This window comes from Paenibacillus cisolokensis (assembly GCF_018403665.1).
Taxonomy (GTDB): Bacteria; Bacillota; Bacilli; order Paenibacillales; family Paenibacillaceae; genus Paenibacillus_AH; species Paenibacillus_AH cisolokensis.
Map to the genome: position 1 here is coordinate 19,696 of NZ_BOVJ01000056.1, position 12,644 is coordinate 32,339.

At 52.5% G+C, this 12,644-nt stretch carries 13 protein-coding genes and 2 pseudogenes; 9 read left to right on the forward strand and 6 right to left on the reverse strand.

Going from position 1 to position 12,644, the window contains the following annotated elements; all coding sequences use genetic code 11:
* Positions 1-379 precede the first annotated feature (379 nt).
* The 6 genes and pseudogenes from PACILC2_RS26560 to PACILC2_RS07660 all read left to right on the forward strand — a co-directional run bounded on the left by PACILC2_RS26560 (position 380) and on the right by PACILC2_RS07660 (position 5,381).
* Entirely contained in the window at positions 380-601 is a 222-nt protein-coding gene (locus PACILC2_RS26560; RefSeq protein WP_244863337.1) for a hypothetical protein, read from the forward strand.
* Positions 496-1,644 carry an ABC transporter substrate-binding protein gene (locus PACILC2_RS07640; RefSeq protein ID WP_244863338.1) on the forward strand — a complete coding sequence of 383 codons (1,149 nt, stop codon included), beginning with the start codon at positions 496-498 and terminating at the stop codon, positions 1,642-1,644. The genes PACILC2_RS26560 and PACILC2_RS07640 overlap by 106 nt, the downstream gene beginning before the upstream one ends.
* Before the next feature lie 156 nt (positions 1,645-1,800).
* A pseudogene (locus PACILC2_RS07645) lies at positions 1,801-2,681 on the forward strand (carbohydrate ABC transporter permease).
* 28 nt (positions 2,682-2,709) lie between these two features.
* Positions 2,710-3,530, forward strand: a pseudogene (locus tag PACILC2_RS07650) (carbohydrate ABC transporter permease).
* A 478-nt stretch (positions 3,531-4,008) separates the two neighbouring features.
* The gene (locus PACILC2_RS07655) at positions 4,009-4,434 is read left to right on the forward strand and encodes a DUF1801 domain-containing protein (protein WP_213528422.1); all 426 of its coding nucleotides are present in this window, start codon (positions 4,009-4,011) and stop codon (positions 4,432-4,434) included.
* A 305-nt stretch (positions 4,435-4,739) separates the two neighbouring features.
* Positions 4,740-5,381, forward strand: coding sequence for a histidine phosphatase family protein (locus PACILC2_RS07660; RefSeq protein WP_244863339.1), 642 nt, complete (start codon positions 4,740-4,742; stop codon positions 5,379-5,381).
* A gap of 105 nt (positions 5,382-5,486) precedes the next feature.
* On the opposite strand, the gene PACILC2_RS07665 is transcribed toward PACILC2_RS07660, so the two are convergent.
* Positions 5,487-7,097 carry an ABC transporter permease gene (locus tag PACILC2_RS07665; RefSeq protein ID WP_213528423.1) on the reverse strand — a complete coding sequence of 537 codons (1,611 nt, stop codon included), beginning with the start codon at positions 7,095-7,097 and terminating at the stop codon, positions 5,487-5,489.
* Position 7,098: 1 nt separating this feature from the next.
* Positions 7,099-8,010, reverse strand: coding sequence for an ABC transporter ATP-binding protein (locus PACILC2_RS07670; RefSeq protein WP_062490888.1), 912 nt, complete (start codon positions 8,008-8,010; stop codon positions 7,099-7,101).
* 156 nt (positions 8,011-8,166) lie between these two features.
* Between PACILC2_RS07670 and PACILC2_RS07675 the strand changes: the two genes are divergently transcribed.
* Positions 8,167-8,757 (forward strand): TetR/AcrR family transcriptional regulator, encoded by a 591-nt coding sequence (locus PACILC2_RS07675; RefSeq protein WP_213528424.1) that lies wholly within the window; start codon positions 8,167-8,169, stop codon positions 8,755-8,757.
* Positions 8,758-8,784: 27 nt separating this feature from the next.
* Here PACILC2_RS07675 and PACILC2_RS07680 read toward each other — a convergent pair whose 3' ends face one another.
* From PACILC2_RS07680 to PACILC2_RS07695, 4 genes are read right to left on the reverse strand one after another with little or no spacing between them, the layout of a single operon-like run.
* Entirely contained in the window at positions 8,785-9,513 is a 729-nt protein-coding gene (locus PACILC2_RS07680; protein WP_213528425.1) for an Rv2686c family ABC transporter permease subunit, read from the reverse strand.
* Entirely contained in the window at positions 9,500-10,216 is a 717-nt protein-coding gene (locus tag PACILC2_RS07685; protein WP_213528426.1) for a fluoroquinolone export ABC transporter permease subunit, read from the reverse strand. The genes PACILC2_RS07680 and PACILC2_RS07685 overlap by 14 nt, the downstream gene beginning before the upstream one ends.
* Entirely contained in the window at positions 10,213-11,067 is an 855-nt protein-coding gene (locus tag PACILC2_RS07690; protein WP_213528427.1) for an ABC transporter ATP-binding protein, read from the reverse strand. The genes PACILC2_RS07685 and PACILC2_RS07690 overlap by 4 nt, the downstream gene beginning before the upstream one ends.
* A gap of 7 nt (positions 11,068-11,074) precedes the next feature.
* Positions 11,075-11,686: a TetR/AcrR family transcriptional regulator gene (locus tag PACILC2_RS07695; RefSeq protein WP_213528428.1), complete on the reverse strand. Its 612-nt coding sequence runs from the start codon at positions 11,684-11,686 to the stop codon at positions 11,075-11,077.
* 145 nt (positions 11,687-11,831) lie between these two features.
* On the opposite strand from PACILC2_RS07695, the gene PACILC2_RS07700 reads away from it, so the two are divergent.
* On the forward strand, positions 11,832-12,218 hold the full coding sequence (locus tag PACILC2_RS07700) for a response regulator transcription factor (protein ID WP_213528434.1): 387 nt from the start codon (positions 11,832-11,834) through the stop codon (positions 12,216-12,218).
* Between the two features lie 24 nt (positions 12,219-12,242).
* Positions 12,243-12,644, forward strand: a 402-nt coding sequence (locus PACILC2_RS07705) for a DUF2935 domain-containing protein (RefSeq protein WP_213528429.1), incomplete at its 3' end; no start/stop codon positions are given.

The following is a 12,644-nucleotide window of genomic DNA, read 5'->3' on the forward strand; positions in this document are numbered from 1 at the left end:
CCGGCGGTTGCTCTAACGAACCGTAGGTATCTTATTTTCGAAAAACGGCCGTATTCGGTATGTAACGAACTCCAGAATCGTTATTTGGCAGAAATCCGTCGAAAATACCATCGATCGCCGCAAATAGAGATCCTACGATTCGTTAAAACTTGATAGTGGCCCGTTTGGCTTCAATAGAGCACTGTAGATTCGTTAGCCCTCCTCCGTTCTCCGTCTCGCCGGCCTATCGTCAAGTACCTCTTCCCGCCAACTGATAATCAAGTCATCGCCCAATTCGTCAGTCCGCCTTTTGCGGTTATTTTATTGTCACATTCCTGTATCCGCTTTCATATTATAATCATTAAAGTGTCTATCTCCAATGACGAGGAGGGATTTGCCGATGCGGACCAAACGCCTGCTGCTGCTGTTGCTTACGGCCGTCATGACGCTCGGAGGATGCTCGATCGGAGGGGGAGGCGGGTCCTCGGACAATCAAATTACGCTGACGCTATGGTATTGGAACCGCAGCCTGGACGACAGCATCATTGCCGAGGCGGAACAGCAATTCCCGAATCTTCACATTCGGGCGCAAAAATCGGAGGCGATTTCAAGTCCAAGCTGAAAACGACGCTGGCGGCCGGCTCGGGCGGACCGGATATCGTCGCGATCAATGACTGGGTCGCCGAGCTGTTTCCGAATGCCTCGCATTTTTGGAATTTGTACGAACTCGGGGCAGCGGATATCGAGGCCGATTATCTCGACTGGAAATGGAAGCTGGGCGTCACGCCCGACGGCTATATGATGGCTTTGCCGATCGATACCGGACCGACGGCTCTATTCTACCGCGCCGACCTGTTCGAGAAGGCGGGGCTGCCGGGCGAACCGGAGGAAGTATCCGAGCTTATGGGAACCTGGGAAGATTACTTCGAAGCCGGCCGGCAGCTGCAGGAGCGGCTTGGCAGCGGCGTCTACTTGACCGACAGTATTTCGGCGCTCTATACGCAGGTAACGGCGCAGCACGAGCGGATTTATTTCGATACGGAAGGCCGTTTCATCGGCGACGATCCGTCCCGGTCTCCGGTGAAGAAGGCGTGGGATCTGGCCGTCAAGGCGCATGAAATGGGGCTGTTGGCCGATGCCGCCAGATCGACGCCGGAATGGAACGCCTCCATGAACAACGGGAGAATCGCCAGCTTCGTCGGCGCGGTGTGGAACAAGGAAATATTGATGGATGCTGCTCCCGATACCGAAGGCTTGTGGCGCGTGACGGACGCCCCGTCCGGAGCCGGCAACAACGGCGGATCCTTTCTGGCCATCATGAAGAACAGCAAGCACCCGGAGGAAGCGTTTCAATTCATCTCCTGGCTGCTGAACCCGGAGAATCAGCTGCGGAGCTTCAAAAACATCAATTTGTATCCTTCGACCGTCGAAACGCTGGGAAGCCCGGAGATGCTGGAAGAAGAACCGTTCTTCGGCGGCCAGGCGACAGGCGCGGTGTTCGGAGAAGCGGCGCGGCAGGTCAAGCCGACCTTTTTCGGGGAGCGTCATCCGTCCGTCAACGGCATTTTTACGCGCGAGCTGGACAACGTCGCGCTGCAGGGGAAAGATCCGGAACGGGCGTGGAACGACGCCCTGGAGCGAATCCGCAAGGAGCTGCTGCGCTGACCGCTAACGGTTGTGCCGGGCCCGCGCTTCGGCGTCCCGGAAGCGCACCGGCGTCCCGGGCTTGATCCGGCGCAAGCCGCGCCTTGTGTTCCGCGTCTTTATCCCGGACACTCTCTCCGGTTCGATCAAGCAACCTTCCCAGGAGGTGTGCAAGATATGATGAGACAGATATGGAAACATCGCAAGGAATATTTGGCTATATCGCCTTTCTATGTGCTGTTTGCGATATTCGGTCTTTTTCCGATCGCCTTTTCGTTCTATCTTTCCTTTCAGAGATGGGACGGCATCGGCGAGATGACCTTCAACGGTTTAAACAATTACCGCTTCATGCTGCTGGATCCTGAATTTTGGAAAGCGGTCAAGAACACGCTGCTCATCTGGGTGTACTCGACCATTCCGATGCTGTTTCTGGCGCTGTTGATCGCTTTTCTGCTGAATTCGGCATTCGTCAGGTTCCGTACGCTGTTTCGAATCGGCTATTTTTGCCGAACGTCACGTCGCTTGTCGCCGTGTCCATCATCTTCAGCACGCTGTTCGCCAACAACTTCGGTCTGCTGAACTATTTGCTCTCCGTTGTCGGACTTGATCCCGTTGAATGGCTGAACAGGACATGGGGAATTCAGACCGCGGTTTCGGCAATGGTCGTCTGGCGGTGGGCGGGCTACAACTCGATTATCTATTTGGCCGGTTTGCAAAGCATTCCTTCCGTATTGTATGAAGCGGCCCGCATCGACGGAGCCTCGACGCTCCAAACCTTCTTTCGGATTACCGTGCCGATGCTGCGGCCTGTTATTTTGTTCACCGTCATCACTTCGACGATCGGCGGGATGCAGCTGTTCACGGAGCCGCAAGTGCTTGTCGGCAACAACGGAGGCGCCGGCGGCGGAGGGCTGACGATTGTGCTGTACCTGTACCGGGAAGCGTTCATAAACAACTATTTCGGCTACGGCGCGGCGGTCGGCTGGGGGATGTTCATCCTGATCGCGGTCTTCTCGATCGTGAACTGGCGGATCGTGCAGCATCGCGCGGACAAGTGACAGCTGAAAGGGGGATGGATGAACCGTGATGAACCGCTGGAAATCTGTCGTCGTACATGCCGGATTGCTCGCCGGGCTGCTTCTCTCCATCTTTCCATTCTATTGGCTGGCCGTTATGGCGACCCGCACGACGTCTGAAATTTACAGCTTTCCGCCCCGCCTCTGGTTCGGCGGCGAATTGGGGGCGAACATTTCGCGCGTCATGGCCAGCATCGATTTCTGGGGAGCCTTTTTCAATACGCTGTTTGTGGCGTCGGCCGTGACGGTGCTGGTACTGTTTTCGATTCGCTCGCCGGAGTCACGTTCGCGAAATTCCGTTTTCCCGGCAGCCAATGGCTGTTTATCGTACTGCTCGCCACCATGATGGCGCCTTCGCAGCTGTCCCTTGTGCCCTCCTTCGTCATCATGGCGGAGTTCGGATGGGTCGGCTCGTTCAAGGCGCTGATCATACCGGGGATGGTGAACGCCTTCGGCATTTTCTGGATTCGCCAATATGCGCAGGAATCCATCCCGGATGAATTGCTTGATGCCGGGCGCATCGACGGCTGCGGCTTCTTCCGCCTCTACTGGAACGTGAGCCTGCCGATCTTGCGTCCCGCGTTGTCGTTTCTCGGCGCTTTCACTTTTATCGGCGTATGGAACGACTATTTATGGCCGTTGATCGTGCTCACGGACAGCAGCAAGTTTACCCTTCAGGTGGCGCTGGCCTCCTTGAACGGGATTTACCAGACCGATTATTCCATGGTCATCGCCGGAACGCTGATGGCGGTCATTCCGCTGATCGTGCTGTTCCTGTTCGTCAGCCGCCAGTTTATCTCCGATATCGCCGCCGGAGCGGTCAAAAATTAGAACCGGCGAGCGAGGTTCGACCGGCCCGATCCTTTGCGTTGCGAAGGATCGGGTCTCTTGGCGTACGGAATGCTACGGGTTGAGACCCGGTTTTGTGACAGCTGGAGCGGGATTGTTTCCTAAAATGTGACGGTCAGGATTTTTCTGTCACATATAAAGGAGTGGAATTTGGGTGAAGGGTTCTATATATTAAGGATATGCAAAACTACTAACGGAGAAAGTGATTCAATGGCTGATAAGCCGGGATGTCAAAATGATCAAGTTGCTTGCAACCCCGGAAGCAAAAGAAATTTACACACAATTCGGATTTAAAGAAACGACAGAAATGACTTTAGTAATAGAATAATAGAGTATGCGGCGGTTTTTAACCTAACGCGCTGGGAAAACCATTTTAACGTTACACACCCGCGTCGTCAAATATGTGCCCGAATTGAATGGGCCGCACGTTTGCTTCAATAACGAAAGGAGCGGTTTTCCTATGGCCTCGACGCCCAAAAAGCCGAAAAAGTTAACGGGTCACGAACAAGTCGTCGCATATTTGGATAACCTCGAGTCCCCCTTAAAGCATGTGGTGGAGGAAATCAGAACCATCATTTTAAACGCTGACGGTCGGCTTACGGAGCACATAAAATGGAATGCGCCGAGCTTTTGCCTGCATGGCGATGACCGGATCACGTTTAACTTGCACGGGAAAGGCGCCGTCAGGCTTGTTTTTCATCGCGGTGCGAAAGTGAAGGGACAACCCGCTCAAGAGCGCTTGTTCGAGGATGCCACCGGTTTGCTGGATTGGGTCGCGAACGACAGGGCTACGGTTGTGTTTCAGGACATGAACGATGTGGAACAGAAGAGAGAGAAGTTGAAAAAAGCGGTGGTGAAATGGCTCGAGGTTACAAGTCCGGAATAAAGGATCGCACAACATAAACAGGTTGCATAAATCGAAGTCGCGGTGCCCGCGGCTTTTTATTTTTTCAGTGTCTTCAAGATACAAATTATAGTAACATAAGTTTAAATAAGCGGAAAAACGCTGTCGATGAAAGCGGAGAAGGACTTGCGCAATCTGTCCGATTTCACCCCCGAAGAGATGATCGACCACAAATTCTATGAGCATCACTTTGGATATTGCGCTTTAAAGGTTCGTATGGCATAACCGGCATCATATAGCTCAAATAGAAACTTTTATACATAACTTTCGTCCGGAAAGAGGTTAAGATGATGGACAATAATAAAACGGTTATTTACCTGGTGCGACACGGGCAGACGGAATGGAATGTTGAGCACAGGCTGCAAGGTCATCAGGATTCGCCGCTGACGGAATTGGGAATCAAACAAGCCGAATGGTTGGGGGAGTCCATTCAGAACGAACAGATCGATGTAATTTACTCAAGTTCGAGTGCGAGAGCCCGCAGAACAGCCGAAATCATAAGAGGTATAAGGGATATCGATATTATCGACAGTCATGAGTTGAAAGAAATTCATTTGGGCATCTGGGAAGGGAAAGCTATGGCAGAAGTAAAGGAGCTGGACCCGGAGCAATTCGACCGTTTTTGGAATGACCCGGATAAATTTAAGGTGCAAGGCAGCGAAACGTTTCAGGAGGTTTCCGACCGAGCCATTAATAAGCTGCGCCAAATCATTAGCGAAAACCAAGGAAAGTCCGTATTAATCGTCACGCACACCGTGGTAGTCAAGCTCATTATGGCCTATTTCGAAGAGCGGCCAATGAAAGAGATTTGGAGTCCGCCGTATATTCATCCGGCCTGCTTGTGCAAAGTCGAGATCGAGACGGATAAACCGAAAATTGTTTTGCATGGAGATATTACCCACTATAAAGAAGAGCCCGATGCTAGTTGAATCAAGAAGCACGAGGCGGGAGCGGCGGCCTCTTCGCTTGCGGAAGCCACCGCGATGCGTTCCGGTGCATATAGCATGGCGACCGGACCGGTTTATCGTATTTACCTACCCGTTCAAGTCGCGTTGCCGGAAGCCCGACCATCCTGCAATCGCAAGGAGCAGCGCAACCGCCGTTAAGCCAAGCAATGGCGGCCATTCGAAAGCGTCGGCAGGCAGCCGCGGCACAAAGTGAAACGGAGAAAGCCGCATCATCCACTCCGGCAATTGAAGAATGCCGCCAAGATAAACGGCAATAAAAGAGTAGATTGTAATCAGCCAACTGCTGGCGGCCGCCCTGGGAAACCATCCGATCAACGCTGCGGCCAAGCCGATTCCGACCCACAATGCCGGTACAAAGTTCAGCCCCGCAATAATCAGGTCAGGCAAGTAGCCGGAATCGTTCATACTTTGGCTTCCCGCTATCCCCATTCCAAGCCCCGCCATGAACATCAACGCAACACAATAGATGAAAGCAAGAATAAAATAGCTGCCCAGCAACCTGGTACGGGAAACCGCTCCTGACAGGAGCATGTCGATTCGTCCTTCTTTCTCTTCCGTGCGCAGCCTCAGAACGGTTTGCAGCGCCGGAATGCTTGCAATGATGGCCGTGACGGTCATAAACATGCCCGCGATGCTATCGGCAAACAACGCATTGCCCGTCTCCGGCAGCATATTGTTCAGCGCATCGTCCATAGCATCCATCATGTTCTCGGCCTCTCCGATGAAAGAACCGTAGGACATGCCGATCAGAAGCATGGCGAAGCTCCAGACCAGCAGATTCGTGCGCTGCAGACGAAAAGCAAGGCCGATGGGGGACGTCAAGGCTTTTGACGCCTCGCTGCGTCCTCTGCGCGGGCGCACCATGCCGGCGCCTACATCGCGCCTCGAGCTAAGCGGATAAGCGATGGCCACAAGCAGCACGCTCAAGCCGGCGCTTAGCAGAAGAGGCGACCACATGTTGTCGACGTAAGCGGATGTCTGCTGCGCCCATCCGATGGGCGACAGCCAGGAAAGGGAGCCGTTCCCGATATCGCCGGCTGCCCGCAGGCCGTATGCGGCAACCAATATGCCGACTCCGAGGCCGGTTGCTCCGCGGGCATGCTCCGTCAATTGCGCCAGCACAATGGCGATGGACGCAAATACGATGCCGACGGAGGCCAGCGAGGCTGCGAACAGAAAGGAACCTTCCCATGTCACAGAATCGATTCCCATCCCGCCCATTCCAAGAGCAAGCAAAAGCGCCAATACAACGTTGACGCCCAATACGAGCAGCAGGGCTGCGGTCGTGTGGGCGTGTCGTCCCGTAACCGATGCGCGGACCAATTCCACCCGTCCCGTTTCCTCTTCCTTGCGCGTATGGCGTATGACGAGTATGATGCTCATCAGTCCTGTCGCAATTCCTGTCATTCCGATCATTTGATGAGAGATCATCGCGCCGATCGTGTAATCTTCCAAATAAAATCCGGGACCGGTCAGGGCAATAGCGGCGGGATTGAGCATCGTTGCCGCCATATCCTGTCGAGCTTCTTCTGTCGGGTATAAACTTTCAAAACTAGCCAGCGTCGCCAGCACGAGCAAGATGATGCTGAGCATCCAGACGGGAACCGTTATCCGATCCCGCCGCAGCATGAACAGAAGCAGCGTGCCGGTGCCTGCCAATGTTTGTTGCCGTTTCATGTCAACGTTCTCCTCTCGCGCCGGACGTTTGGCCGGCATCGCCGTAATGGCGCATGAACAGTTCTTCCAAAGTCGGCGGTGTGCTGGTCAACGATTGAATATGAAAGGCGGCTAAAAATTGGAGCACATTTCCCATTTCCGAGCTGTCGATCTGAAATTGCGCTTTATTTCCGTTCAATTGAAGATTGTGCACGCCGGGCAGCCTCTCCAGACCGGATATGGTTTGCGCGGTTTCCACAGCGATAAACGTCCGGGTCAAATGGCGCAATTGATCAAGCGAGCCGGATTCCACAATGCGGCCGTCGCGAATAATGGCAACCCGGTCGCAAAGCTTCTCCACTTCCGCCAATATATGGCTGGACAGCAGCACCGTTCTCCCTTGCTTCCTTACTTCCGCTACGCATTCCTGAAAGACAGCTTCCATCAGAGGGTCCAGTCCGGAAGTCGGTTCGTCCAATATAAACAGCTCCGATCGGGAAGCGAAAGCGCTGACCAATGCGACCTTCTGCCGGTTTCCTTTGGAATAAGTGCGGCATTTCTTGGTCGGATCGAGATTAAACCGTTCCAGCAGCCGATCGCGAAGCTTGCGGTCCATATCTCCGCGCAACCGGCCCAATAAATCAATCGCTTCGCCCCCTGTCAGAGTGGGCCATAGATTGACATCTCCGGGCACATAACTGATCCGCCTGTGCAGCTCAACCGCATCACGCCACGGATCTTTGCCGAACAGCCGCACCTCGCCGCTTGTTTTGCGCAGCAGTCCCAGCAAAATGCGAATGGTTGTCGATTTTCCGGCGCCGTTCGGACCGATAAAACCGAGCACTTCGCCGGGACGCACTTCAAGATCGAGCCCGTTTAACGCCTTTACTTGCCCGTAATGCTTGGTCAGCTTCTTCGCTTCAATGACGGACATGTTACCCGCCTCCCGTGGTTTGTTGTCCCCAAAATATATAACGAATCTTCATTCAGTTACATAATATTGAAAGAGGGATATACTGTCAATAGAAAAAATAACAGAAGGTTGTTTTGTTACATAATTATCTTTACAATTAAGACGGGGGGATGGTTGATGAACGGATTCCAAAAGCGCAGGGAGCGGAAAAAACAACAAATACTCAATTCTTTGAAAAGCATGATTATGGAACGGAACTTTCAAGAAATCGGAGTGCGGGAAATTGCGAAGCAAGCGGGCGTTTCCCCCGCCTCTATCTATAACTTTTTTGGCAGCAAGGAAGAGCTTGCCAAGCAAATTTTTTATCATATTATGGAGGAGGAAGAGGAGACATTCCGGAACTTGATGGAAGCGGACCTCCCCTTTGAAGAAAAGCTCGAGAAGCTGTATGAATTTTCGGTCACGAATCAGGAGACATGGAGCAGCGACGGTATCAAAAATATTATGTTTGACGATCCCGTCTTTAAAGAGCATATTGAACAATACTCGAAAACAACGGCCATTCCCGCTCTCATGAAACTGATTGAACAAGGCAAAAACGAACGGAAAATATCCGGCGAGGTGTCATCCGAAGCGATTTTGTTTTTTTTAAACGCCATGACGGCTATTATTAGCAATCCGTCCGTTAAAGATCGATTGGATGTGGAGCTGCGCAAGGAAATCGGGCATTTGTTTTTTTACGGCCTGTTCGGCCGAAAGCCCGAGTAAGAGGCGTTTCTTTCGCTTTTCTCCCCGTTATTCCATTCGGTTTACGAATCGTCTCAACAAATCGTACAGCAGCAGCAAATGAACGGAGAGCCCTATCGCGAATATCGCTTGCCGCTGCCAGCCGTTATCCGCTGCCGCCAGCTCCAGATACAGTTTGGAAGGCCAGTAAGTCGGGAGAAGTCCGGCAAGCCATTGCCACGGCTCGGCAACAAAATAGGCGCATGCGGGTCCGAGCAGCGTCAGGCTGATCAGCTTGGACAGCGCCAGCCCCTCGACTTTATTGGCCGCGAAGGCAACCAGAAATAAGGCGAACAAAGGAGCTTCCAAAACGAACAGAAGAAGCGGCAGCGTCTGGCCGACCGTCAAACCGGAAATACCGGAGGCGGAAACGAACAGCAGCGACATGCCGCAGCAAATCCCAACAGGCAGAATCAGGCGATAGACGATATATCCTCTTTTCCGAAGCGGCGTAACCGCATAGCAGTCGATAATGCGTTCATCCCGTTCGTCCAGCATCAATAGCCCGGTCGCAGCCCCGATCAATTGCGGAATGAGCGCCTGTATGAGCAGGGAGATAAATGCCTTATACGCCAGCAAATCGTATCCGGTTTTATCCGCGATCCAGTTCGAAAGCGGCGGCATTCCCAATCTGGTCGTCAAGACGAGCAGCAGAGGCCCGGCCAGAATAAGCAAAAGCATCGGATCCCTCGCTGCGTTCCTCATATCGCAGTAGAGCAGCGCTTTATATTTGTTCATGGCGACGTCCTCCGTCCGTGTTTCGTACCGTTGCGCTCAACAGCCGCATCGCAAGGCTTCCGACGATTCCGATCCAGACAACCAGAACGGCGATGGCGTATCCTCCATCTTCATGCGACAGCAGGTGAACGGAGCCGGACAGCAGCAGCAGAGAGCCTTGGGACGGGAAAAGCATATAAAGCGGCGTATCGAATACGTTCAAATATCCCAAAACGGGAAGAACGAAAACCAAAGCGTACGCTTGCGACCGGATAAGAAAACCGTTGATTGAATGGCTGCCCAATGCGGCCGCAATGCCGATCAGGGTGAAGAAAAACGATGTCAGTACGATGCCAAGCGTGAAATATAGCGGCGATACGGGCCATCCGCTTACCGGAAGATGGATCGCGAATGCGGCCGCCAATGATAACAAGCTGAGGGACAGACACTTGGCAAGCAGATACTCCCATAGTTTAACCGGAGTTGCAAACAGACTGTTCCATATGCCCTGACCGCGCTCCAACAGGACGATCCCTCCGGCGAGCAGCAGACCGAGAGCAGACGGGTCGGAGAATGTAAGCAGTACCAGCACCTTGCCCAGACGCGAATCCGGAATGGCGTGCAAAATGCCGACGTAAACCGAGCAAACGAACAAATAAACGACATAAAACCGCTGCTTCCATTGAAACCGCATATCGAAAATGAACAGCTTCCACGTTTTCATACAAGCTTTCTTCCCGCAGCCGTCATAAAGATATCCTCCAAAGACGCTTCCAGCGTATGCATGGTTACGATACGATGCGACCGGATCAACGATAAAAATCGTTCGTTTGCGCCGATGCCTTCCAGTTGAAAATCCTCGGTTAACCGTTTGTTTCCCTGCTCGTATTCGACTCGCACTTTTCGTTCTCCGCCACGAAGCTTTAAATTGCGCGGGGTATCGATTAGCTTGATTTCGCCGTCCGCAATGAATGCGACCCGGTCGCACAACTGTTCGGCCACTTGCATGTTGTGCGTCGTGAGCAAAACGGTCGTGCCTGACGCGCGCCGGGCCAGAATCAGCCGTTTCAGCATGTCGGCATGGGTCGGATCGAGACCCGAGGTCGGTTCATCAAGAAAGAGCAGGTCCGGATCGTTCAGAACGGAACGGCAGTAATTGAGCCGCATTTTCATGCCTTTGGAAAACTGTTCGACTTTCATATGGGCGGCCTCCCGCAGTCCGACCTGTTCCAGCAATTGCATCGGGTCGGCGGTCCGGCACCGATAGAGCGAACGAAAGTGATTTAAGTTTTCCAATGCGGTAAACCGGCTATAGAAATGGGGAAATTCAAATGCGACGCCGATTCGTTCGTAATAATCGGAGCCGACGGAACGGATTTCCCGCCCGAATACGCGGACGGAGCCGCCATAGCGCCGCAGCTTGCCGATCAGTACATTTTGAGTGGTGCTCTTGCCTGCGCCGGAAGGGCCGAGAAAGCCGAATATTTCGCCTTTGCCGATATGAAAATCAAGTCCCTGCAGCACCTGCTTCCGAGAGGAAGGATAAGCATACGTCAATCGGTTGACTTCTATCAATTCATCGTCACGCTCCATTCCCTGCGAATAGTCCGTCCGCGACAACGGTAATCAGAAGGTCTGCCGTCGCCTCATAGACCGTTTCGCCGATAGCCTGCTTATGAAGAGAGAGCAATAGAAGCGTGCGCATCATGCTGATGATGAGCTCGGGGTCTGCATCCGTGCGCAAGACGCCGTCCGCTTGCCACTGCCGGATCAGCGGTGTCAGCTTTTGAACATCCATGGCATAGTTGCGTTCCAATCTGTCCGGGGGCAGCTTGCGGATAATGGCCTCAAGCTGCTCGGGCAGCAGAACTTCGCGGAGAATCGGATTGTCCGTCAGAAGCCGAAACGCCTCCTTGAAAAACGAGCGGAAGGCTTGTTTGCTCTTCGGGGCGCTCTGCAGCTGCCGGAGAAGGATCTGCCGGATGTTATGCTCCTCCTCTTCCACTAAATCGAAAAACAGTTCCTCTTTGGAACGGTAAAACAGATAAAATGTTCCTGAGGCGATTCCGGCGGCTTTCGCCAATTCGCTCACGTTCGTCTTTTTGAAGCCGTACCGGGAAAAGAGTGAACGGCCTGCATCAAGCAATTTTTGCTGAATTTGCGATTTTTCATTGGCATCGAACTTTCGGGGCATGCGCTCACCTTCTGTGAATTTATGAATATTATTGTAATTCATTCATAAAAAATGTGCAACAGTGGTGATAGAGTTGAAAAATCGATGCCCTAAGAGAGGGGATGAGAGCCGGATCATTCGCGAGAAGTCCAATGTTCCCGTGCTCATGCTGACTGCGAAAGGAGAGGAATACGACGAATTGTTCGGCTTCCAGCTTGGGGCGGACGATTACATTTCCAAGCCGTTCAATCCGTCCATTCTGGTTGCAAGGATAGGCGCGCTGCTGAAACGGTCTTTTCCCAAACCGGACGACTCCGAGGCGGAATGGACGAAATCGGGGTTAACCGTTAAATTCGCATCGTGCCGGGTGCTCGTGGATGAGAGAGTCGTCGAGCTGAGTGCCGATTCCCGGAGCGTCCGGTTTGAACTGGACTTGCGGTCTGGCGTGGAATGGGTGAGGTATAGCGGAAAACCAAGCTATTTAAAAAGTTCATTCCCAAATATCAATAGATATCTAACCGATAAGGGCATTCGCACATATGGTATAGAGTAAGATGCCACGGAAAGGAGCTTCAGAATGTCCAATGAGTTTGTAGCACGTTCTTTGGATGAAGTAAGATTTTGGTCGCGCATTATGAAGGAGCATTCATTATTCCTCAGACTCGGATTCCGATGTGAGGATACGCAATTGATCAATGAAGCCAATCAGTTTTATGCCATATTCGAAACGATCGAAAATAAGGCAAAAGCATTTACGATTGGAACGGATCCGCAAACGATAAAAAGGTTTAATGAAGAAGTCCATAATGCAGTTTCCCATATCTGGGTGTTTAAACGAAAAGTGCTTGGTTTGATACTGCGTTGCCAACTTCCAGGGGCGAATAATTTCCCGTTGTTGGTCGATCATGTGAGCCGGGAGGCCAAATACTTCAGAAATCGGTTGACAGAACTAAATACGGGCACTAGCGTTGCATCAAAG